Below are 21,830 nucleotides of genomic sequence, written 5' to 3' on the forward strand. Positions count from 1 at the left end.
CGACTCCGGGCTTGGCTCGGACGTGCGCGGCGCAATCGCTTGAGGCCGCGCACGAGATCGGTTGCACATCATCAATCGGCCGAAAGGAAGGCACGATGCCGCTGTCAGAGGGGGATCTCGCCCCCGATTTCGACCTTCCCGCCTCGGGCGGAGGGCGCGTCGGATTGTCCGCGCTCAAAGGTCACAAAGTCGTGCTCTACTTCTACCCGAAGGACGACACGAGCGGATGCACGCTGGAAGCGCAGGACTTCAACGGTCTCCTGCCGGCCTTCGCGGAGGCGGACGCCAAGGTCGTCGGCCTGTCGCCGGACCCGGTGAAGAGCCACGACAAGTTCTGCGGCAAGTACGGACTCGCCTTCCCGCTCGCCGCCGACGAGGACAAGGCCGTGCTCGAAGCCTACGGCGTCTGGGTCGAGAAGAGCATGTATGGGCGCAAGTACATGGGCGTGGAGCGCACCACCGTGCTGGTCGACCGCGAGGGGCGTATCGCGAAGATCTGGCCGAAGGTGAAGGTCCCGGGGCATGCCGAGGCCGTGCTGACGGCCGCCCGCGCCCTGCCCTGACCGGCCGGACGACCCGGCCCGCGACGGATCCTTAACCCTACTGAGGTCTGAATGGCGGCTCCTCCGGGGCCGTCCCGATGCATCCTCCGAAGTTCCACATGCTTCCCAGGCCGTGCCGGCCGGCCCCCTGGCTTGCCGCCGGCCTCGCCCTGGCGCTGGTCTGGGCGCTCGGCGCCTCCTACCTGATCGTGTTCCACGACGACGTGCTCGCCGGCTTCGTCGCCCGGCAGGCCGCCCTGCGCGACGCCTACGAGGCGCGCATCGGCGAGTTGCAGGACCGCCTCGACCGCGACCGGCGCGACAGGGTGGGCAGCGAGGCGGGATTGGCCGAACGGGTCGCGGCCGCCCTGGAGCGCCAGGCCGAGCTGGAGCGGCGCACCGCGGCTCTCGGCGACCTCGAGCGGCAGGCCCTGTCCGAGCCCTCCACCACCGGCGCCCTGCCCGACCGGTCCGACGGACCGCGCAGCGGCGGCTATGACGGGCTTCTCCTGCGTCCGACCGAGGGGCCGGCTCCGGCGCGGTCCGCCATCGAGCCCCTGCCCCGCCGGAGCGCGCGCGAGGCGGAGACCGGGCTGATCCGGCTGGAGGCCCGGCTCGACGGCCTGCAGGCGGCCCAGGGCGAGCGCCTCGCCCGACTGGCCGCCCGGGCCGGGGACGCGGTGCGGGGGCTGCGCGGCCTGATCGGCCGCACCGGCCTCGATCCCGACCGCTTCGATGCGGCCGTGCCGGCCGCCGGACTCGGCGGCCCGCTGGTCCCCCTGAATGGCCGCGCCCTGGACGGCAGCGGCTTCGCGGAGGGCCTCGCGCTGGCCCGGCGGACGCTCGACGACGGCGAGCGCCTGCGCCGGGTCGCCGCGACCCTGCCCCTGGCCCGTCCGATCCGGGGGGCCTCGATCGTGTCGAGCCCGTTCGGCACGCGCCTCGACCCCTTCACCCGCGGCCTCGCCCTGCATACCGGGCTGGACCTGAAGGCGGAGTACGGCGAGCCCGCCCGCGCCACCGCGCCGGGCCGGGTCGTCACCGCCGAGGCTGCGGGCGGGTACGGCAACATGGTCGAGATCGACCACGGCCACGGCCTGACCACCCGGTTCGGCCATCTCGCCCGCATCGGGGTGCGCCCGGGGCAGCGCGTGGCCGCAGGCGACGTCATCGGCTCGGTTGGCTCGACGGGGCGCTCCACGGGGGCGCATCTGCATTACGAGACCCGCATCGACGGCGCGCCGGTGGATCCGCAGCGCTTCCTGGACGCCGGCGCGACCGTCGCGACGGCCCGGCTCGGAGCCGACTGAGTCCGCCCCCTGGAGGGCCGCATCGTGCGAGCCTCCGCGTCGCGCTCGGAGGCCGCGTGGCATTGGCCGTGAAGCGCGACGCGCGCATGGGCGTCGCCGAGGACATGCGATGGCTGAAGCTGTGCTGGGACGAGGGGCGCGGGGACGTCCTCGACGGTGCTGAGGGCGCCGCCGCGCGCGCGGCTGATCGTTCTCAACGGTCGCCCGAAGTCTCGACGCGATGGCCCGAGAACGGGGCGGCGGCGCCTATCCGGATCTCGCGATCCGCAGCGCCGCGATCGACGATGACGCGCCCGGATGACCTTCTGAGGCGGCGCTGTTGCGGCCGGCCGCCCCGGTGCTACGATCGGGTCGGGATCGGGGATCGGCGATGGCTCTGACCGCGAAGCGCGACGCGCGGATGGATGTGTCCGAGTTCAGGCTCTGGGTGGAGAGCCGGCCCGCGCACGAGCGTCGGGAACTGCCCGACGGCGGACCCGTGCTGATGGCGCCGCCGCGGGAGCGGCATCGGGCGATCGTCGCCAACCTGATCCGACGAATCGGCGATCTCGCGGACGGCAGGGGCTGCCGCGCCATGCCGGATCTCGGGATCCCCCGCGCCGCGAGGGACGATTTCGCGACGGTCCCCGATGTGGTGGTGCGGGCCGGGCCGCCCCTGCCGGAGGGCGATGCCACGGATCCGCTTCTCGTCGCCGAGGTGCTCCTTCCCGCGACCATGAGGCTCGACCGCGGCCGCAAGATCGATACCTGCCGGACCGTGCCGCGCCTCGCGGTGCTGCCGATCGTCTATTCCGACGCGGCACGGGTCGAGGTCTTGCGGCGCGCGGGGGACGACCGGAGCGTCGCGGCCCTCGGGCTGGACGGCACCGTGCCGCTGCCGGAACTCGACGGCGCGGTGCCGGTGCGCGACATCTACCGCGGCCTCGCCTTCTGAGCGCCCGCACCCCACCTGATCGAACGGCGACGCATCAAGGCACCGAGACTTGCCCCATTTCGAAGACTTCTACGCGGCCAAGCTGCGCGGCTCCCTCGGCGTGACCGACGCCGAGTCGGTGCTCGACCTGCGCGGCGCCAACCGGGCGACCGCCGAGGCCTCCCTCAAGGACATGCTGGAGCGCAGCCGCTTCGCCAAGGGCAAGACCGTGGCGATCCGGCTCGATCCGCCGCCGGAGGGCGGGGGCGAGACCCTGTTCCAGCCGGCCGGCCGCCTGCTCCTCGACGCGAAGCGTCGCGGCCTGATCGAGCGCCTGCAGACCCTCCCGGCCCAGGACGGGCTGGGCTTCTACGTGGCGCTCACGGGCCGGGCCGAGCGGACGCCGATGTAGGCGGCCGGAACTCTGCGCCGGCAACGGATCGCGCGCGGGCCGCCGGGCGTTGACGAGGCGCAGCGTCACCGGACGTCGCTCAGGACGTCGCTCATCGAGGCAGCCCGTGACGAACATCCGTATCCCGGCTTCCCAGGTCTGCCGATGAGGACGCTTCCCGGGGGCCGCAACACGATCGAGCGCATCGCCCGCTTCGGCTACGGCGCCCGCGGTGTCGTCTACATCGTGGTCGGCGGCCTCGCCTTGCTGGCGGCCCTGGGGCATGGCGGGCGGGCCGGGGACAGCAAGGACGCGCTCCGCGCCGTGATGGCCGGGCCGTTCGGCGCGGCCATCGTCGGCCTGATCGCCCTGGGTCTCGCCGGATTCGCCCTCTGGCGCCTCGTCGAGGGCATCACGGATGCCGACCGGCGGGGCACCTCGGCCAAGGGCCTCGCCGTGCGCGGCGCCCACTTGATCAGCGCCGTGCTCTATCTCGGTCTCGCCGCCAGCGCGGCCTCGCTCAGCCTCGGCCTGGGCATGAGCGGCGGCGACGGCGTGCATGACGGGACCGCGTGGCTCCTGAGCAAGCCCTTCGGCCGCTGGCTCGTGGCCCTCGTCGGCCTCGCGGTCGTCGGAGGCGGCTTCGGCTTCCTCGGCAAGGCTTGGCGCGGCGACGTCACCGACCGACTCGCCATCGACCCGCAAGCCCGTGACCGCTGGGCCGGCCCGATCGGCCGGTTCGGCTACGCGGCGCGGGGCCTCGCCTTCTTGATCATCGGCGGGTTCCTCGTGGCGGCGGCGTGGCACCAGCGCTCCTCGGATGCCAAGGGCCTGTCCGAGGCCTTCGCGCTGCTGCGGGCGCAGCCCTACGGCTGGGTGCTGCTCGGGCTCGCCGCGGCGGGCCACGCGGCTTTCGGTGCCTTCGGGCTGATTCAGGCGCGGTACCGGCACATCGAGGCCCCGGACATCGACCGTGTGGACGATGCGGCCGGCGCCGCGGCCCGGGCGCTGACCTAAGCCTGGCAATTCTGAGGCTGCTCCGATTGTAATCGGCTGGCCACACACCAAGTAAAACAGACCCTCCGCGCGATCCTGTGCCCTGGGCGATGTTGCGGAGGCCAAGATGGCTAGAATTCTGATCACCGGTCGGGCACAGACCGTGACCACGGAAGACTTCAATGAGCGCGTCAAAATTCTGATGGTCGACAAGGCCGACCCGGTGAAAGGGCGCACTTATCAGAAGAATTTCAAATCCGGGTTCGGCGGCAGTCTCGGCAGGTAATACGCCCAGCGGTCGCGCGTCCGTGTGGCGCGGGGCCGGAGCGGCGCGTTGACAGGGCCGGTGCCGCGGCGGATACCCCGCGGCATCCCATCCGGCACCCGATGCAGCAGCGCCTCTACAAGACCGCGGTGATGGTGACCCACGACCTCGCGGCGACCGCTGCCGCCGTGGTGCTCACCTTCCTGTTCCGCTTCCAGGGCGGCATGCTCGCCGAGCGCCTGCACGCCCTGCCCCTGCTGCTGCCGCCGTTCCTGGTCTTCGCAGGCCTCGTCTACGGCCGGTTCCGGCTCTACCGGACCAAGTGGCGCTTCGCCTCGCTGCAGGATCTCGCCGGCATCGTCCGGGCGGCCAGCGTCCTGGCGCTGGCGCTCCTGGTGACCGACTGGGTCCTGGTCTCGTCCGACCTGTACGGCTTCTACTTCTTCGGCAAGATCGCGATCCTGCTGTACTGGGTCCTGCAGATCTTCTTCCTGGGCGGTACCCGGCTCGCGTTCCGCTACCTCAAGGATACCCGCTCCCGGCAGACGAGCGCGCGGGCCGCCACCGTCCCGACCCTGCTCCTCGGCCGTGGCGCCGACATGGACGTGCTGCTCCGGGCGATCGAGACGGGCTCCGTGAAGAAGCTCGCGCCGCGGGGCATCCTGTCGCCCCGGGCGGACGAGCGCGGCCAGTTCATGCGCGGCGTGCCGGTTCTGGGCGGGTTCCCCGATCTCGAGCGCGTGGTCGCCGACCTCGCGAACCGCGGCGCGCCGGTGCGGCGGCTGGTGGCGGCCCCGAGCGCCCTCGTGCCCGAGGCGGCCCCCGACGACCTGATCGCCCGTGCCCGGCGCCTCGGCCTGCCCCTCGCCCGCGTCGTCGGTCTCGGCGAGGGCGTCCAGGGCCCGGAACTGGCGCCGCTCGAGATCGAGGATCTGCTGCTGCGGCCGACCGTCGCCATCGACCGCCCGCGCCTGGAGGCGTTCCTCGCCGGACGCCGGGTCGTGGTCACCGGCGGCGGCGGCTCGATCGGCTCGGAGATCTGCCTGCGGGCCGTGGCCTTCGGGGCCGCCGCCGTGCTGGTGCTCGAATCCTCCGAGCCGGCCCTCCACGGCATCCTCAGCCACCCCGCGATCCTGGCCGCGGAGGCGGACGTGACCGGCGTGCTGGCCGATATCCGCGACCGGGAGCGGACGCACGCGGTGATCGCGGCGTTCCGGCCGGACTACGTGCTCCACGCCGCCGCGCTCAAGCAGGTGCCCTACCTGGAGCGGGACTGGCAGGAGGGCATCAAGACCAACGTGTTCGGCTCGATCAACGTGGCCGAGGCCGCGGTGGCGGCCGGCGCCCGGGCGCTCGTGATGATCTCCACCGACAAGGCGATCGAGCCGGTCTCGCAGCTCGGCGTCACCAAGCGCTTCGCCGAGATGGTCGCCCAGGCCCTCGATGCCGAACAATCGGTCAGGCCGAACCACGCGACCCGGCTGATCGCCGTGCGCTTCGGCAACGTGCTGGGCTCCGCCGGCTCCGTGGTGCCGGTGTTCAAGGCGCAGATCGCCCGGGGCGGCCCGGTCACCGTCACCCACCCCGACATGGTCCGCTACTTCATGACCGTGCGCGAGGCCTGCGACCTCGTGCTGACGGCGGCCTCGCATGCCGACGGCGAGGCCCGGGCGGGCGCGGAGCGTGCCGCGGTCTACGTGCTCAAGATGGGCCAGCCGGTGCGGATCGCCGAGCTCGCCGAGCGGATGATCCGGCTGGCCGGCTTCGAGCCCGGCGCGGAGATCGAGATCGCCTATACCGGCGCCCGGCCCGGCGAGCGGCTCAACGAGATCCTGTTCGCCCGCGAGGAGCCCCGGATCGCCCTGCCGGGCATCGACGGGGTGATGGCGGCGCGGCCGGTCTTCGCCGACCGGGCCCGGCTCGACGGCTGGGTGGTGCGGCTGCGCGACGCCGTGGCGGCGGGCGACCGGGCCGCCGCCGAGGCCGTGTTCGAGGCGGCCATCCCGCATTTCCGCGAGCGCGCCGTCCTCCGTCCCGGGCCGCCCCAGGAAGCCGCGGAGCCGGCTGCGGAGCTGGCCGCGGAGCCGGTCGGCGACCCGCCGCGCGCCGCCGCCGCGCCCGCCGCCCTCGGCTGATCCGGTCGGCATCTGAGGCCGCCCCGGTGCTCACACCGTGGCGATCGGCGTCGTCGGCGAGCCCACCGCGCCGGGCAGGCGCAGCGGCGGGGCTGTGAGCAAAAAGCGGCTCCGTCCATGGGCGCGCAGCCACGCGGCCAGCGGCGTCAGGTGCCACAGTTCGCCGAGATTGACCCCGAGCTTGAACAGGCAGTGCTCGTGGAGCGGCAGCGTCGCGCAGCAGGCGGGACCGGGTCCCGCCGGGTAGGCCTCCACGGCGTAGTTGTCGGCGATCAGCGCGCAGAGCCCGGTTCGGGTGATCCACTCGAGGAGCCGCGGGTCCCGCCCGTCGAGGCCGGCGCAGAGATTGTGGACCAGCTTCGGGTCCGGATCGCCGCCCATGGCGATCAGCCGCTCGGCAAAGCCCGTATGCAGGCAGACCATGTCGCCGGGCTCGATCACGACGCCATCGGCCTCCAGGATCCGGGCGAGCTGGTCGTAACCCACCTTGGTCTTGGCGTCGCCGAGATGGGCGCGCAGGTCGATCATCACGGCGCGGCCCTGCATGCCGGTCTCGGCGAGGCGCTCGATCCCCAGGCGCTTCGCCCGGGACGGCTGATCCGCCGCCTCCGGCGCGCTCGGACCGACGATGTCCCGGCCGCCGCGGAAGCCGTTGTAGTAGGTCGGCGTCGCGCCCGTGCCGTCCGCGTCGAACAGCGACCCGACATGGGCGAGCGAGTCCCACTGCGTCGAGTATTGCAGGTGGATCAGCGCCCGGTCGTCGCAGATCACGTCGGTGGCGCCGTCGACCTCCTCGCAGACCGGGAAGTTCATGTTCGGCCGGCCGTCGGCGCGGCGGGTCGGGGTGATCTGGGGCGGGTGGCGGCGCGGGTTCAGGACGTTGCCGCCCGGCAGGTCCAGCGGCAGGCTGAGGCAGAAGGTCCGGCCCGCGCGCACCTCGGCGACGCCCTGCAGTACCTTCTCGGGGGTCAGCAGGTTCAGGCGCCCCAGCTCGTCGTCGGGGCCGAAATCCCCCCAGGTCGAGCCCTCGGGCCGCCGGGTCCAGCGCAGGGTCATGCCTGTGGTCCCCCTGCCTGCGCCGGCCGCTTCCCGAGGCTCCAGGGCCGCGGTCCGGGGCGAACCCCGGCCGCGGCCGAGCGTGCGTTCCTCACCAGACCGTGCCCTTCTTCGAGGCCGCCGGGCCCGCGCTTCGCAGGGCCGCGGCGAGCCTAGGACGCGGCGGCGCGCCGCGATACCCCGGGCGGAAAACGACTCGGTGCAAACGTCACCGGCCGGTCCCGATCGGCCCCTTGTGATCCGTCGGAGCGCGGGTACAGTCCCTCCCCAAGCCCGCGAATATAAAATTCGGGCACTGGGATGAGGAAGCGCCGATGTCCGAGACCGTGCGCGCCGCCGCTCGGGTTGCCCCGATTCGGCGCATGCTGCCCGCGCTGATCGCGGCGGGGCTGGTCGCCGCCGGGCCCGTCCGGGCCGCGGATCCGATCAAGATCGGGGTGATCGCCGAGGCGCAGTCGGTCGCCGGGGCCTCGATCCCGCAGGCGGTCCAGCTCGCCGCCGACGAGATCAACGCCAAGGGCGGGATCGACGGGCGCCAGATCCAGGTCGTCACCTACGACGACAAGTCCTCCGCCTCCGACGCGGTCCGCGCCTTCCAGCGGGCGGTCTCCGAGGACAAGGTCAACGTCGTCATCGCCAGCTACATCTCGGAGGTCGTGCTGGCGCTGATGCCCTGGGCGGCGCGGCTCAAGACGCCGATGATCACGCCCGGCGCGGCCTCCAACGAGATCAGCGTGAACGTCCATAAGGACTACGCCCGGAACAAGTACACCTTCCACGGCTACCTGACCTCCCACGCCCTGGCGCAGGCGGTCTGCGACTCGGCCAAGGAGGTGCTGGTCGGGACGCTCAAGGCCAAGACCGCCGCGATCATGAGCGAGGACGCCGCCTGGACCCGGCCGCTCGACGCCGCCTACCAGGAATGCCTGCCGAAATCCGGGCTCAAGGTGGTGGAGCATGTCCGCTTCTCGCCGGACACGGGGGACTTCACGCCGATCTACAACAAGATCGAGGCGGCCAAGCCCGACCTGATCGTCACCGGCATCGCCCATGTCGGCGTGCAGCCGACCGTGCAGTGGCAGAATCAGCAGGTGCCGATCGCCATGACCGGCATCAGCGGCCAGGCGACCTCCTCGACCTTCTGGGCCAACACCAACGGCGGCACGCAGGGCGTGCTGTTCGACAGCGTGGCGCTGCCGGGCGTGGCGCTCACCGAGAAGACGATCCCGTTCTCCGAGGCCTTTACCAAGCGCTTCGGCGGGGCGCCTTCCTACGCGGGCTTCATGGCCTACGACGCCGTCTACTACACCGCGGAGGCGATCAAGCGGGCGGGCTCCACGGAGGCCGACAAGCTCGTCGAGGCCCTGGAGAAGACCGATTATGTCGGCACCGTCGGGCACCTGAAGTTCTACGGCAAGGACGACCCGTTCACCCACTCGATCCAGTACGGCCCCGGCCTGATGACCAGCGTCCTCGGCCAGTGGCAGAACGGCAAGCAAGTGGCGATCTGGCCGGCGGCGACCGCCAACGGGACCATGATCCTGCCCCCTGCGGTGAAGGCGGCGGTCCCGTAGGCGGACAGGGAGAGCACGATGATCGGCCTCCAGATCCTCGTCGACGGTTTCGCGATCTCGGCCCTCTACGCCCTCGGCGCGATGGGCTTCACCCTGATCTTCGGGGTCTCGGGCGTCCTCAACCTGACCCACGGCGCCCTGATGGTCATGGCCGCGGTGGCGGCCTGGGCGGCCTCGGCCCTGTTCGGGCTCGGCTCCTATGCGGGCGCGGCGATCGGCGTGCTGTGCGGGCTCGCGGGCGCCCTCGTCACCTATTTCGCCGTCGTGGCGCCGATCGAGCGCAGCCGGGCGATCCCGCGCGAAGAGAAGGAAATCTTCGTGCTCACCGGCACGCTGCTCTGGGGGATCATGATCCAGGAGCTGGTGGCCTACTTCTTCACCGACAACCCGAAGACCGTGCTGCCGCTCATCGAGGGCGTGGTGGAGATCGCGGGCGTCCGCACGCCGAAGAACGAGCTCTTCACCGCGCTGATCTGCTGGGTGGTGATCGGGCTGCTCTGGCTGTTCGTGAACCGGGCGCGGGCCGGCAAGGTCCTGCTCGCCGCCTCCATGAACCCGCGCGGCGTCACGCTGCTCGGCCACGACATGGCGAAGATCTACGTGGCGGTCTGGGCGATCTACGGGCTTCTGGCCGGCATCGCCGGGGTGCTGCTCGGGATGTTCCTCGGGGTGTCTTCGTATTCGGTGGGGCCGCTCACCGCGAGCGCCTTCTCGATCGTGGTGCTGGGGGGCTTGGGGAGCGTCACCGGCTCGCTGATCGCCGCCTACGTGGTGGGCTACCTCGAGACCGCCACCGCCTACCTGATCTCGCCGGCCTACCGGGTCATCCCGGCGCTGCTGCTGCTCGTCGCCGTCATGTACCTGCGCCCGCAGGGCCTGCTGGGGCGGCGCTGATGGCGGTCCTCGAGATCAGAGTCTTCGCCGGGCGCGTGATGAACGCCCTTCCCTGTGCTGGCTCCCGGATTCGAACGGCGTGTGCGCCGCCGCGGCGGCGGCAAGACGAGACGCGGGTCCCCTCTCCCGTGCGGGAGAGGGACAGGGTGAGGGGCGTGCGGCGCCCGGAGAAGGCGGGACACGAACGCGCGTCGAGGACGGGCTCGATCCTGAACAATCTCGACCCTCACCCCAACCCTCTCCCGCACGGGAGAGGGGGCGCGTCACGTTCCCTCATCAGCGTTGAAGCCCTGATCATCAATCCTGGTGCGGCTCATCCATGAAGCTCCTCACCACCCCCGGCTTCTGGATCGCGATCCTCGCCGTCGCGGCCGCCGCCACCCTCCCCTGGTATGTCTCCGGCTACATCCTAGGCCTGCTCACGATCGCCTACTATTTCGGCGTGTTCTCGATGGCCTGGGACCTCCTCTTCGGCTTCGCCGGCGAGGTGAATTTCGGCCCGACCTTCCTGATCGGGCTCGGGGCCTACGGCGCCGGCATCCTCAACAACCGCTACGAGCTGCCGATCCCCTACTGCCTCGCGGCCGGGACCGTGCTCGCCGTGGTCGGCGGCCTCGCCCTGGCGCTGCCGGCGCTCAAGGTCCGCGGCCCCTATTTCGGACTGATCACCCTGGTGGCGGTCCTGCTCCTGCAGAACATGATCGTGGTCTTCTCCGGCCTCACCGGCGGCGAGATCGGCCTGACCGTCCCCGACGTCATCTCCATCGACGCCGACACCAATTACTGGCTGGCGCTCGGCTTCATGGCGGTCTCCGGCCTGATCCTCACGGCCATCGCCCGCTCGCCCGCGGGGCTGATCCTCCAGGCCGCCGGCCAGGATCCGGTGGTGACCGGGGCGCTCGGCTTCAACGTCGCCAAGCACAAGCTCGCGGCCTTCGCGGTGAGCGCCGCCTTCTCGGGCCTCGCGGGCGGGCTGGTGGTCTTCTACATGGGCACCGCCTCGGTGGGCACGCTGATCAACACGTCGGTGGGCGTGCAGGTGATCATCGCGGCGGTGCTCGGCGGCCGCCGCACCATCGTGGGCGCGGCGCTCGGCGCCGTGTTCCTGATCGCGGCGGGCGAATTGCTGCGCCCGCTCGGTGGGCTCTCGACCTTCGTGGTCTCGGCGGTGGCGCTGCTGGTGATCCTGTTCGTGCCCTCGGGGCTGCTCGGCCTCGCCTCCTTCCGGAGCGCCCGATGACCGTCGCCGTGGCACCCCCGCCGGCCGTGTCGCCCGTCCTGGCCGAGCCCTGCCTCACCGTGCGCGGCCTGACCAAGCGCTATGGCGGCCTCGTCGCCGTCAAGGAGGTCGATCTCGACCTGCGGCCCGGCGAGATCCTCGGCCTGATCGGCCCGAACGGCTCGGGCAAGTCCACCGTGATGAAGCTGATCATGGGGCTGGAGCGGCCGAGCGCCGGCTCGATCCGCCTCGACGGCGCCGAGATCGGCGGGATGCCGGCCCACCGGGTGGCGCGCTCCGGGATCGGCCTCGTGTTCCAGCACGCGCGGCCGCTCCAGCGGCAGACCGTGCTGGAGAATATCAGCCTCGCGCTCCTGCCCGACAGCCTGATCCGATTGGTCGCGGATCCCCACGTCGCGCGGCGCGCGAAAGAAATCGCCGAGCGCGTCGGCCTCGGCGCCGTGGTCGACCGGCGGCCCGGCACCCTGCCCTTCGCGGATCTGCGCCGGCTTGAGCTCGCCAAGGCCATCGCCCGCGATCCCCGGGTGGTGCTGGTCGACGAGCCCTTCGCGGGCCTGACCGGCGGCGAGGTCGCGGCCTTCTCCGAGCTGATCCGGGGGTTTCGCGACGAGGGCAAGGCCGTGCTCCTCGTCGACCACAACGTGAAGAGCGTCTCGGCCCTCGTGGACCGGGTGTTCGCCATGTATCTCGGCGAGCGCATCGCCGAGGGCTCGGCCGAGTCCGTGATGGCCGACCCGACCGTGCGCCGGGTCTATCTCGGCGGCAGCATCGAGACGGCGGCCCGGCCGGAAGCCGCGTTCAAGCCGGATTCGCTGCTGACCGTCGAGGGTGTCGACGTGCTCTACGGCAAGGCGCAGGCGCTCCGCGCCGCCTCGATCCACGTCCACGAGGGCGAGTTCGTCTCGGTGGTGGGCCTGAACGGCGCCGGCAAGACCACGTTGTTCAACGCCATTTCGGGCCTCGTGCCGCATACCGGCACGATCCGGTTCGACGGCCGGGATCTCGCGACGATGAAGCCCGCCGCCATCGCCCGGGCCGGCATCGTCCAGGTGCCCGAGACCCGCGAGCTGTTCGGTGACCTCAGCGTGCGCGAGAACCTCGACCTCGGCGGTCAGCATTTCCCCAAGGCCGAGAGCGCCAGGCAGCGCGACTGGCTCTACGAGCTGTTCCCGATCCTGAAGGCCCGCGAGACGCAGAGCGCCCGCACCCTGTCGGGGGGCGAGCAGCAGATGCTGACCATCGCCCGGGCGCTGATGATGCGGCCGCGCCTCCTGATCCTCGACGAGCCGACGCTCGGCCTTGCCCCGGTGATCCTGGAGCTGCTGTCGAAAGCCTTGGAGAAGCTGCGGCAGACCACGCCGATCACGGTCCTGCTCGGCGAGCAGAACGTCACCTTCGCGCTCCCGCACGCCGACCGGGTCTACGTGCTGGAGCAGGCGCGGATCGTCTGGGAGGGGCCGCCGCAGCGCTTCGCCAGCGAGATGGGATCGGCCTATCTGTGAGGGGTGGCGTGATCCGGGTCGATCAAGATCCACGTTCGATTCGGGTTGGAGCGCAGGTCCCCTCTCCCGTGCGGGAGAGGGACAGGGTGAGGGATCAGGTCTGTCCGGAGGCGGCGCGCCAGGGACGCGCGTCGCTGGGTTGCTTGATCCTGAGAGTTCTCGTCCCTCACCCCAACCCTCTCCCGCACGGGAGAGGGGGCCCGTCGCGCCGCGGGTGAAGGCAGTGGGACGGCGGGCAGCCGGCTCGCACAGCTTGGTGCGCTGGCCGGCAGGAAAACCCTAGGGAGCGGACACCGTGGACTTCAACCTCTCCCAGTCCCAGACGCACTGGCTGAACCGCGTCCGCGCCTTCATCGCCGCCGAGATCCTGCCGGCCACCGCCGCGGTCGCGGCCGAGCGGACGGAGAGCCGTGCCCCCTCGCCCACGATGGAGCGGCTGAAGGACCGGGCGAAGGCCGAGGGCCTGTGGAACCTGTTCCTGCCGCCCTCCCCCGAGCACGACACGGTGGAATACCGCGGCGCCGGCCTCACCAACCTCGATTACGCGCTCTGCGCCGAGGCGATGGGCCGGGTCGGGATCGCCTCGGAAGTCTTCAACTGCGCGGCGCCCGATACCGGCAACATGGAGGTGCTGCACCGCTACGGCAGCCCCGCCCAGAAGGAGGCGTGGCTCAGGCCCCTGATGGCCGGCGCGATCCGCTCGGCCTTCCTGATGACCGAGCCGGAGGTCGCCTCCTCGGACGCCACCAACATCGCGACGTCGATCCGCCGGGACGGCGACCACTACGTCATCGACGGCCGCAAGTGGTGGTCGACCGGCGTCGGCGACCCGCGCTGCAGGATCGCGATCCTGATGGGCAAGACCGACCCGGACGCCCCCCGCCACCGGCAGCAAACGCAGATCCTGGTGCCGATGGACACGCCGGGGGTGCGGGTGGAGCGGCTGCTGCCGGTCTTCGGCTACGAGGACGCCCCCAAGGGCCACGGCGAGGTGGTGCTGGAGCATGTCCGCGTGCCGGCCGGGAACTTGATCCTGGGCGAGGGCCGCGGCTTCGAGATCGCGCAGGGAAGGCTCGGGCCGGGCCGGATCCACCATTGCATGCGCACCATCGGGGCCGCCGAGGTGGCCCTGGAGGCCATGGCGCGCCGCCTCGTGTCCCGGGTCGCCTTCGGCAAGCGGATCTCCGAGCAGTCGGTCTGGGAGCAGCGGGTCGCGGAGGCGCGGATCGACATCGAGATGGCCCGCCTCCTCTGCCTGAAGGCCGCCGACATGATGGACAAGGTCGGCGCCAAGGGCGCCAAGCTCGAGATCGCCATGATCAAGGTCGCGGCGCCCCGGGTGGCGCTGAAGGTGATCGACGACGCGATCCAGGCCCATGGCGGGGCCGGCGTCTCGGAGGATTTCGGGCTCGCCAGGATGTACGCCCATATCCGCACCCTGCGGCTCGCCGACGGGCCCGACGAGGTCCACAACCGCTCGATCGCCCGGCTGGAATTCGGGCGCTACACCAATGCCCGCGAGGGCGCATGAGCGACGCGGATGTCTTCTCCGGCGTGAAGCCGGTCGAGCCGCGCCACCGGATCGACGAGGCGAAGCTCGCCGCCTGGATGGAGGGCCACGTCCGCGGCTACGCCGGCCCGCTCACCGTGCGGCAGTTCCGCGGCGGTCAGTCGAACCCGACCTACCGGCTCGACACGCCCGCCCAGGCCTACGTGCTCCGGCGAAAACCCTTCGGCCCGCTCCTCCCCTCCGCGCACGCGGTGGACCGCGAGTTCCGGGTGATCGGCGCCCTCTACGGCGAGGGTTTCCCGGTGCCGCGGCCCTTCGCGCTGTGCGAGGACCCGGACATCATCGGCGCGTCCTTCTACGTGATGGAGGCGGTGGACGGCGCGGTGCACTGGGACGGGGCGCTGCCGGGCCTCGATCCCCATGCCCGCCACCGGCACTATGCCGGCATGATCGCCACGCTGGCGCGCCTGCACGCCATCGACCCGGAGGCGGCGGGGCTCTCCGATTACGGCCGGCCCGGCAACTACTTCGCCCGGCAGGTCGACCGCTGGACCCGCCAGTACCGCGCCGCCGAGGACGGGCGCCTGGAGGACGTCGAGCGGCTGATCGCGTGGCTGCCTCGGACCGTGCCGGAGCAGCAGGGCGCCTGCGTGGTCCACGGTGATTACCGCCTCGACAACCTGATCTTTTCCCGCGACGGCGGCGTCAGCGCGGTGCTCGACTGGGAGCTGTCGACGCTCGGCGACCCGCTCGCCGATTTCAGCTACCTGCTGATGCAGTGGGAGTTGCCGGCCGACGGGCGCAGCGGGCTCGGCGGGCTCGACCTGCCGGCTTTGGGCATTCCCACACGGGACGAGGCGGTGGCGCTCTACTGCCGGGCGGCGGATCGGAAAAGCCTGCCCGACCTCGACTGGTACTTCGCCTACAACCTGTTCCGGCTGGTCGGCATCCTGCAGGGTGTGGCCGCCCGCGCCAAGGCGGGCAACGCCGCGAGCGAGCACGCCGCCGCCATGGCGGCACGCGTCCCGAAGCTTGCCGAAGCGGCCTGGGGCTTCGCCGAGCGGGCGGGGGCCTGAGCATGGAGTTTTCCGGCCGCGTCGTCGCCGTCACGGGGGCCGCCCGGGGCATCGGCCGGGCGCTCGCCGCGGCGGCCCGGGCCCGGGGCGCGACCGTGGTCGCCCTCGACCGCGACGGCGCCGGGGCTGAGGCCGTGGCGGCGGAACTCGGCGGACGGGCCTATGCCATCGACGTGGGCGACCCGGAGGCGGTTGCCGCTGCCCTCGCAGGCATCGAGGCCGGGATCGGTCCCATCGCGCTCTACTGCTCCAATGCCGGCATCCTGGAGCGCGACCCCGATCCGGAGCTGGCCACCTCCGCCGATCCGGAGAGCTGGGCGCGGTCGTGGTCGGTGAACGTGATGGGCCATGTCCACGCGGCGCGGGTTCTGGTCCCGCTCTGGCGCGCCCGAGGCGGGGGCGCGTTCCTCGGCACCGTCTCGGCGGCGGGGCTCTTGAGCCAGATCGGCAGCGCCACCTACTCGGCCACCAAGCACGCGGCGCTGGCCTTCCTGGAGCATCTCGCCATCGCCCATGCCGCGGACGGGATCCGGGTCGCCGCCCTGTGCCCGCAAGGCGTCGACACCGCCATGCTGGGGGCGACCAGCGCCGCGTCGCGCGACGGCGTGCTGTCACCCGAGGCCGTCGCCGAGGCCGCCCTGGATGGGCTGGCATCGGGGCGCTTCCTGATCCTGCCGCACCCGCAGGTGGCCGAATACGCCCGCCGCCGGGCCGAGGATCCCGAACGGTGGCTTGCCGGCATGGCGCGCCTGCGCCGGTCGATGCGGGCGGGGGCGTGAGGATGGGCGGCGTCCGGAGACATCGTCGACAGCCGGATGGGGCGCTGGTCCCCTCTCCCGTGCGGGAGAGGGACAGGGTGAGGGATCGGGTCTTTCCGGACAGCGCGCACCCCTCACCCCAACTCTCTTCCGTACGGGAGAGGGGGCGCGTCGCGACCGTCAGATCCCGCGGAACCAAGCTGGCGGGCGTGTCCGGCCCTGCGCAGCGCGGAGGCGAGCCATGTCCCTGTTCGATCTGACCGGCAAGGTCGCGCTCATCACCGGCTCCTCCCGGGGCATCGGGCGGGCGATCGCCCTGCGGATGGCCGAGCACGGCGCCCGGGTGGTGATCTCCTCGCGCAAGCGCGAAGCCTGCGCGGCGGTGGTCGCCGAGATCGAGGCCGCGCACGGCGCCGGCCGCGCCGTGGCGATCCCGGCGAGCATCTCGGTGAAGGACGAGCTGGAAGCCCTGGTCACCGAGACCGAGGCGCGGCTCGGCCCGGTGGACGTGCTGGTCTGCAACGCCGCCAGCAATCCCTATTACGGGCCGCTGGCCGGCATCTCCGACGCGCAGTTCCGGAAGATCCTCGAGAACAACGTCCTGGCGAACCACTGGCTGATCCAGAGGGTCGCCCCCGGCATGGTGGCGCGGCGGGACGGCGCGATCGTCATCGTCTCCTCCATCGGGGCGCTCAAAGGGTCGCCGGTGATCGGCGCCTACAACATCTCGAAGGCCGCCGACCTTCAGCTCGCCCGCAACTACGCGGTGGAGTACGGGCCCGCCAACGTGCGGGTGAACTGCCTCTGCCCGGGGCTGATCCGCACCGATTTCGCCCGGGCCCTATGGGAGGATCCCGAGATGCTGGCCGCCACCACGGACGCCGCGCCCCTGCGCCGGATCGGCGAGCCCGACGAGATCGCCGGCGCCGCCGTGTTCCTGGCCTCCGCGGCGGGCCGGTTCGTGACCGGTCAGGCACTGGTCATCGACGGCGGCGTGACCATCGCCCGATGAGTCTCGACCCCCGCATCCCCGCCGGCTGGCCTTCCCTGCCCTTCCGCGAGGCCGAGGCGCGGCTCACCGCCCCGGGCGCACCCTTCGCCATCGCCACGGTGCCGATCCGGGGCGTGCCGACCCGGATCTGGGAGAAGGCCCCGCCGACCCTGCGCGACCTGTTCCGGATCGCCCGGGGGCACGGAGAGAAGACCTTCTTGGTCTACCAGGACGAGCGCGTGACCTTCACGGGCTTCGCCCGGGCGGCGACCACCCTCGCGCGGGCCCTGGTGGAGGCCGGCCTGCGCAAGGGCGACCGGGTCGCCATCGCGCAGCGCAACCTGCCCGAATGGCCGGTGAGCTATTTCGGTGCCCTGCTCGCCGGGGCGATCGCGACGCCGCTCAATGCGTGGTGGACCGGGCCCGAGCTCGCCTACGGCCTGCAGCATTCGGGCGCGCGGGTGCTGATCGCCGACGGCGAGCGCTTCGCCCGGCTCGCCCCGCATCTGGGCGAATGCCAGGCCCTGGAGCGGGTCCTCACCACCCGGATGGAGCCGGACCCCCGGGCGACGCCGCTCGCCGAGATCGTGGGGCCGGTCCGGGACTGGGCCGCCCTGCCCGACCTGCCCCTGCCCGACATCGCTCTCGATCCGGAGGACGACGCGACGCTGTTCTACACCTCGGGCACCACCGGCAAGCCCAAGGGGGCGGTCGGCACCCACCGGGCGGCCGCCACGACGGTGATGGCCTATCCCTACTCGGCGGCGCGCAGCGCCCTGCGCCGGGGCGAGAGCCCGCCCAAGCCCGACCCGTCCGCGCCGCAGCGGGCGGCGCTGCTGGTGATCCCGCTGTTCCACGTCACCGGCTGCCACGCGAGCCTCGGGGCGGCGCTCTACGGTGGCCACCGGCTGGTGATGATGCACCGCTGGGACGCGGACGCGGCCCTCGACCTGATCGAACGGGAGGGCTGCACCAGCGCGGGCGGCGTCCCGACCATCGCGTGGCAGCTCGCCACCGCCGCCCGGGAAGCCGGACGGCCGCTGCCGAGTCTCGAGGGCGTCACCTATGGCGGCGCCCCGGCCGCCGGCGACCTCGTGCGAACGCTCGGCGAGGCCTTGCCGAAGGTCGTCCCCGGGACCGGCTGGGGCATGACCGAGACCTCGGCGACCTTCACCCATCACCAGGGCGAGGATTACCTCGCGCATCCCGAGTCCTGCGGTCCGCCCCTGCCGGTCTGCGAGGTGCGGATCGTCGACCCCCTCGGGGACGTGCTGCCGCCGGGCGCGGTCGGCGAGCTCTGCGTGAAGGGCCCCAACGTGGTCCGCGGCTACTGGGACGACCCGACGGCCACCGCCGAGGCCCTCTCCGAGGGCTGGCTGCGCACCGGCGATCTCGCCCGCGCCGACGACGAGGGGTTCCTGACCATCGTCGACCGGATCAAGGACATGCTGATCCGCGGCGGCGAGAACATCTATTGCTGCGAGGTCGAGAACGCCCTCTACGCCCATCCGGACGTGATCGACGCCGTGGTGCTGCCGGTGCCCCATCCGACCCTCGGGGAGGAGCCGGGCGCCATCGTGGTTCTGGCGGAGGGGTCGAGTGCCGACGCCTCGGAGATCCGCGCCTTCGCGGCCGCGCGGCTCGCGGCGTTCAAGGTCCCGGTGCGGATCGTGATCCGGGACGAACTCCTGCCGCGCAACCCCGCCGGGAAGATTCTGAGGGCCCCCCTGCGGGCGGTGTTCGCAGGCGTGTCAGATCAGAACGGCTCACCCTCTTGGTCCGGGCGGTAGACCCGCAGGGTCCGGCCGTCGGGGAACTGCACCGTCCGGCGGCGGACCACGACGTAGCCGGCGGCCTGCGCGCTGCTCAGGCGATCGAGGCGGTCGTCGGTGTCGTCCGGCGCGTAGCCGTACCCATAGCCGGGCCCGTAATTGTAGGCGCGGTAGCGCGCGTAGCCTTCAGGCGGAGGCGCCGCGGCGATCTGCGGGCCGCTGCGGATCATGCGGGCCGGCGCCGCGGCGATGCGGGCCCGGCGCGGCGCGGCGGCGAGCCGCTTGGCGGTCGATGATGGGCCGCGTGCCGCCTTCCGCTCCGGCTCGCGCCGCGCCGCGACGGCCGTCCGTTTGGCGGGCGTCGGCCGGACCTTCGTCGCCGCCGCGGGGGTCGAGGCGGCCGTTGCCGGCGCCGCCGCCTTCTGATCCGCGGCCGGCGCCTTTTCGGTGGCCGGTTTGTGGGCCGGTGGGTCCGTCCAGGTCGTGGCCACGGATTCGGCGGATGCGCCGCCCAGGCCGAGGGCCAGGATGAGGGCGGCGAGGCTCGTTCGCGCACCGTGCAACATGGTGCCCTCCTGAAATCGCGGCGTTCCCGACTGATCCGCTAGGCGATGCAACAATAGATCGAACTGCCGCACAGGGGAATTCCGTCGCTGCATTTCCATGAAGATCGTCGAAGCACGTTTAATACCGATGACGCTCCGCTCGGGCGATCCGTGTCGGGGCGGCCGCGGTCCTGCCGGCCGGGAGCCCCTGCCGGACCGGCGCCATCGGAGCCTGCCGATCGATGACGGATCCTGCGGCCGGACAGGCTCGCGCTCGTGGCGCAGACCGGACTGATCGTCGGGCCGACCGCCGCTCGCCCCTGCGGCCGGACACGGGCTGCTTCAGGCGGGTACACTACAGCGTGACCGGACAGCCGTGAACAGTTGAGTTGCTGTCCCGTCTCGAATAGAATTAGATACTAATCTATGTAAATTTACTGAGATAGGCTGCTTTCACGGGGCGCCTCTCGACATCCGCCCTCAGGGTTCCGGCTCTCGGTCGCGAATTTTTGCGATTTACTAACCCGATCGCGCGAAAGTGGCTCGATGCAGCGCCGACGGCGACCCTGTTCCGGCAGGCTGCAGGCGTCCTCTTCCGGTGCTCGGATGATTCCCAACCAGACCAGCCGCCCGTCCGCCGACCGTGCCGTGCCGTGGCACAGTCTCGCCAACCTCAAGCTCCGCCACAAGCTGGCGGCCGTGATGGTCCTGGTGCTCGTGGCCATCGGCGCCCTGAGCGCGCTGAGCTATGTCGACATGCGCAGCTCGGCGCTCGAGGATCGCGCCCTGATGACGAAGCGCCTCACCGAGGTCGCGCAGAGCCTGCTCGGCCATTACGAGGCGCAGGCCACCGCGGGCCAGATGCCCCTCGCCGAGGCGCAGAAGGCGGCCCTCGCGGCGATCACCGCCCTGCGCTTCGGCAGCGAGGACTACTTCTTCGTCCTCGATGCCCAGGGTCACCTGATCGCCAACGCCTTCAACGCCAAGAACGTCGGCAAGCGGGTGGTGGACCAGACCGACGTCCCCGGCGGAAAGCGCTACTTCGCCGAGATGGTCGAGACCGCCACGCGCGACGGCTCCGGCTTCGTCGACTACATGAAGCCGCGCGCCGGCGGGTCCGTGGCGGTGGAGAAGGTCGCGAGCGTGCAGATGTTCAAGCCGTGGGGCTGGATCGTCGCCACCGGCCTGTACCGGGACGATGTCCACGCGGCCGTGCGCGACCGGGCGGTCACCATCGCCGTCTGGTCCGCCGGCCTCGCCCTGCCGATCCTGGCGCTGCTCCTCCTCGTCGGCAACAGCCTGGCGCGTCCGATCACCCGCCTGACCGCGGCGATGCGCGGCCTCGCGGACGGCGATCTCGCGGTGACGGTCGATGACCAGCGGCGCGGCGACGAGGTCGGCGCCATGGCCCGCGCGGTCCAGGTGTTCAAGGACGCCCTGATCGCCAAGCGCGCGGCCGACGCGGCCGCCGTGGCGGAGAACGACGCGAAGATGCGCCGCGCCCAGATGCTGGACGCGATCACCGCCCGGTTCGACACGCAGGTCGGCGCGCTGACGCAGGGGCTGTCCTCGGCCGCGGTGGAGATGGAAGCCACCGCCCGGGAGATGACGCGCACGGCCGCGCGGACCACCGACCAGTCCGTGCGCGTGGCCGCTGCCTCCGAGCAGACGTCGAGCAACGTGCAGACCGTGGCGGCGGCCAGCGAGGAGATGGCCGCCTCGATCCACGAGATCGCGGCCCGCGTCGCCCAGTCCTCCGCGATGGCCGACCGGGCCAGCACGGATGTGATCCAGACGAACGCCCTGATGCAGGTGCTGTCCCGCGGCACCGATCAGATCAGCGAGGTGATGGGCCTGATCGCCGGGATCGCCGGGCAGACCAACCTGCTGGCCCTCAACGCCACCATCGAGGCGGCGCGCGCCGGCGAGGCCGGCAAGGGCTTCGCCGTGGTGGCGGGCGAGGTGAAGGCGCTCGCTTCGCAGACGGCCCGGGCGACCGAGACCATCGCGGCGCAGATCGCGGCCATACAGACCGAGACGCGGCAGGCGGTCGAGGCGATGCGGACGATCGGGGGCACGATCGACGAGATGCGCACGGTGGCGCTCAGCGTGGCCGCCGCCATGGAGGAACAGGGCGCGGCCACCAGCGAGATCGTCCGGAACGTCACGCAGGCGGCGCAGGGCACGCAGGCGGTGAGCACCGATATCGCCGACGTCCGGCAGGCGGCCCGCGACACCGGGACGGCCTCCGGACAGGTCCTGAGCGCCGCGCAGGAACTGGCCCGCTACTCGGCGAGCCTCGGCGAGGAGGTCACGACCTTCCTCGCCGCCGTCAAGGCCGCCTGAGGGGCATCAGGCGC

Annotated in this window: 19 protein-coding genes; 17 read left to right on the top strand and 2 right to left on the bottom strand. The window is 72.0% G+C overall.

All coding sequences use genetic code 11. The annotated features are described in order from the left end of the window. Nucleotides 1-95 precede the first annotated feature (95 nt). From BM396_RS01135 to BM396_RS01160, 7 genes are all read left to right on the top strand, one after another. The gene (locus BM396_RS01135; protein ID WP_043386844.1) at nucleotides 96-563 is read left to right on the top strand and encodes a peroxiredoxin; all 468 of its coding nucleotides are present in this window, start codon (nucleotides 96-98) and stop codon (nucleotides 561-563) included. 98 nt (nucleotides 564-661) lie between these two features. Continuing rightward, nucleotides 662-1,852 carry a M23 family metallopeptidase gene (locus BM396_RS01140; RefSeq protein ID WP_244538783.1) on the top strand — a complete coding sequence of 397 codons (1,191 nt, stop codon included), beginning with the start codon at nucleotides 662-664 and terminating at the stop codon, nucleotides 1,850-1,852. Nucleotides 1,853-2,222: 370 nt separating this feature from the next. Continuing rightward, a complete protein-coding gene (locus BM396_RS01145; RefSeq protein ID WP_043386837.1) occupies nucleotides 2,223-2,786 on the top strand; it encodes a Uma2 family endonuclease in 564 nt (187 codons plus the stop codon). A gap of 49 nt (nucleotides 2,787-2,835) precedes the next feature. Then, the gene (locus tag BM396_RS01150; RefSeq protein WP_043345965.1) at nucleotides 2,836-3,177 is read left to right on the top strand and encodes a hypothetical protein; all 342 of its coding nucleotides are present in this window, start codon (nucleotides 2,836-2,838) and stop codon (nucleotides 3,175-3,177) included. 144 nt (nucleotides 3,178-3,321) lie between these two features. Next, the gene (locus BM396_RS01155; protein ID WP_043345966.1) at nucleotides 3,322-4,173 is read left to right on the top strand and encodes a DUF1206 domain-containing protein; all 852 of its coding nucleotides are present in this window, start codon (nucleotides 3,322-3,324) and stop codon (nucleotides 4,171-4,173) included. 106 nt (nucleotides 4,174-4,279) lie between these two features. Then, nucleotides 4,280-4,438, top strand: a complete 159-nt coding sequence (locus tag BM396_RS32550; RefSeq protein ID WP_164706392.1) for a hypothetical protein — start codon at nucleotides 4,280-4,282, stop codon at nucleotides 4,436-4,438. A gap of 101 nt (nucleotides 4,439-4,539) precedes the next feature. Further along, nucleotides 4,540-6,552 (top strand): SDR family NAD(P)-dependent oxidoreductase, encoded by a 2,013-nt coding sequence (locus BM396_RS01160; protein ID WP_043386835.1) that lies wholly within the window; start codon nucleotides 4,540-4,542, stop codon nucleotides 6,550-6,552. A gap of 30 nt (nucleotides 6,553-6,582) precedes the next feature. Here BM396_RS01160 and BM396_RS01165 read toward each other — a convergent pair whose 3' ends face one another. Continuing rightward, entirely contained in the window at nucleotides 6,583-7,608 is a 1,026-nt protein-coding gene (locus tag BM396_RS01165) for a cyclase family protein (RefSeq protein WP_043386832.1), read from the bottom strand. A 314-nt stretch (nucleotides 7,609-7,922) separates the two neighbouring features. On the opposite strand from BM396_RS01165, the gene BM396_RS01170 reads away from it, so the two are divergent. The 9 genes from BM396_RS01170 (at nucleotide 7,923) to BM396_RS01210 (ending at nucleotide 18,943) form a co-directional block, all read left to right on the top strand. Further along, complete coding sequence (locus BM396_RS01170) at nucleotides 7,923-9,182, top strand: ABC transporter substrate-binding protein (RefSeq protein WP_043386830.1); 1,260 nt, start codon at nucleotides 7,923-7,925, stop codon at nucleotides 9,180-9,182. Between the two features lie 18 nt (nucleotides 9,183-9,200). Next, nucleotides 9,201-10,076 carry a branched-chain amino acid ABC transporter permease gene (locus tag BM396_RS01175; RefSeq protein ID WP_043386828.1) on the top strand — a complete coding sequence of 292 codons (876 nt, stop codon included), beginning with the start codon at nucleotides 9,201-9,203 and terminating at the stop codon, nucleotides 10,074-10,076. Nucleotides 10,077-10,395: 319 nt separating this feature from the next. Next, nucleotides 10,396-11,316, top strand: coding sequence for a branched-chain amino acid ABC transporter permease (locus BM396_RS01180; RefSeq protein WP_043345981.1), 921 nt, complete (start codon nucleotides 10,396-10,398; stop codon nucleotides 11,314-11,316). Then, complete coding sequence (locus tag BM396_RS01185; RefSeq protein WP_043386826.1) at nucleotides 11,313-12,818, top strand: ATP-binding cassette domain-containing protein; 1,506 nt, start codon at nucleotides 11,313-11,315, stop codon at nucleotides 12,816-12,818. Before BM396_RS01180 ends, BM396_RS01185 begins: the two co-directional genes overlap by 4 nt. Nucleotides 12,819-13,113: 295 nt before the next feature. Beyond that, on the top strand, nucleotides 13,114-14,349 hold the full coding sequence (locus BM396_RS01190; RefSeq protein ID WP_043383145.1) for an acyl-CoA dehydrogenase family protein: 1,236 nt from the start codon (nucleotides 13,114-13,116) through the stop codon (nucleotides 14,347-14,349). Beyond that, nucleotides 14,346-15,404, top strand: coding sequence for a phosphotransferase family protein (locus tag BM396_RS01195; RefSeq protein WP_043383142.1), 1,059 nt, complete (start codon nucleotides 14,346-14,348; stop codon nucleotides 15,402-15,404). The genes BM396_RS01190 and BM396_RS01195 overlap by 4 nt, the downstream gene beginning before the upstream one ends. 2 nt (nucleotides 15,405-15,406) lie before the next feature. Then, entirely contained in the window at nucleotides 15,407-16,183 is a 777-nt protein-coding gene (locus tag BM396_RS01200) for an SDR family NAD(P)-dependent oxidoreductase (protein WP_043383139.1), read from the top strand. A 220-nt stretch (nucleotides 16,184-16,403) separates the two neighbouring features. Beyond that, on the top strand, nucleotides 16,404-17,174 hold the full coding sequence (locus tag BM396_RS01205) for an SDR family NAD(P)-dependent oxidoreductase (RefSeq protein ID WP_043383136.1): 771 nt from the start codon (nucleotides 16,404-16,406) through the stop codon (nucleotides 17,172-17,174). Continuing rightward, the gene (locus BM396_RS01210; protein WP_043383133.1) at nucleotides 17,171-18,943 is read left to right on the top strand and encodes a class I adenylate-forming enzyme family protein; all 1,773 of its coding nucleotides are present in this window, start codon (nucleotides 17,171-17,173) and stop codon (nucleotides 18,941-18,943) included. Before BM396_RS01205 ends, BM396_RS01210 begins: the two co-directional genes overlap by 4 nt. Here the strand turns inward: BM396_RS01210 and BM396_RS01215 are convergent. Continuing rightward, on the bottom strand, nucleotides 18,910-19,491 hold the full coding sequence (locus BM396_RS01215; protein ID WP_043383130.1) for a hypothetical protein: 582 nt from the start codon (nucleotides 19,489-19,491) through the stop codon (nucleotides 18,910-18,912). The genes BM396_RS01210 and BM396_RS01215 overlap by 34 nt on opposite strands. 627 nt (nucleotides 19,492-20,118) lie before the next feature. Here BM396_RS01215 and BM396_RS01220 point away from each other — a divergent pair. Then, complete coding sequence (locus BM396_RS01220) at nucleotides 20,119-21,816, top strand: methyl-accepting chemotaxis protein (RefSeq protein ID WP_244538784.1); 1,698 nt, start codon at nucleotides 20,119-20,121, stop codon at nucleotides 21,814-21,816. The last annotated feature ends 14 nt before the right edge of the window (nucleotides 21,817-21,830 follow it).

It is taken from the genome of Methylobacterium sp. UNCCL125, assembly GCF_900116795.1.
Taxonomy (GTDB): domain Bacteria; phylum Pseudomonadota; class Alphaproteobacteria; order Rhizobiales; family Beijerinckiaceae; genus Methylobacterium; species Methylobacterium fujisawaense.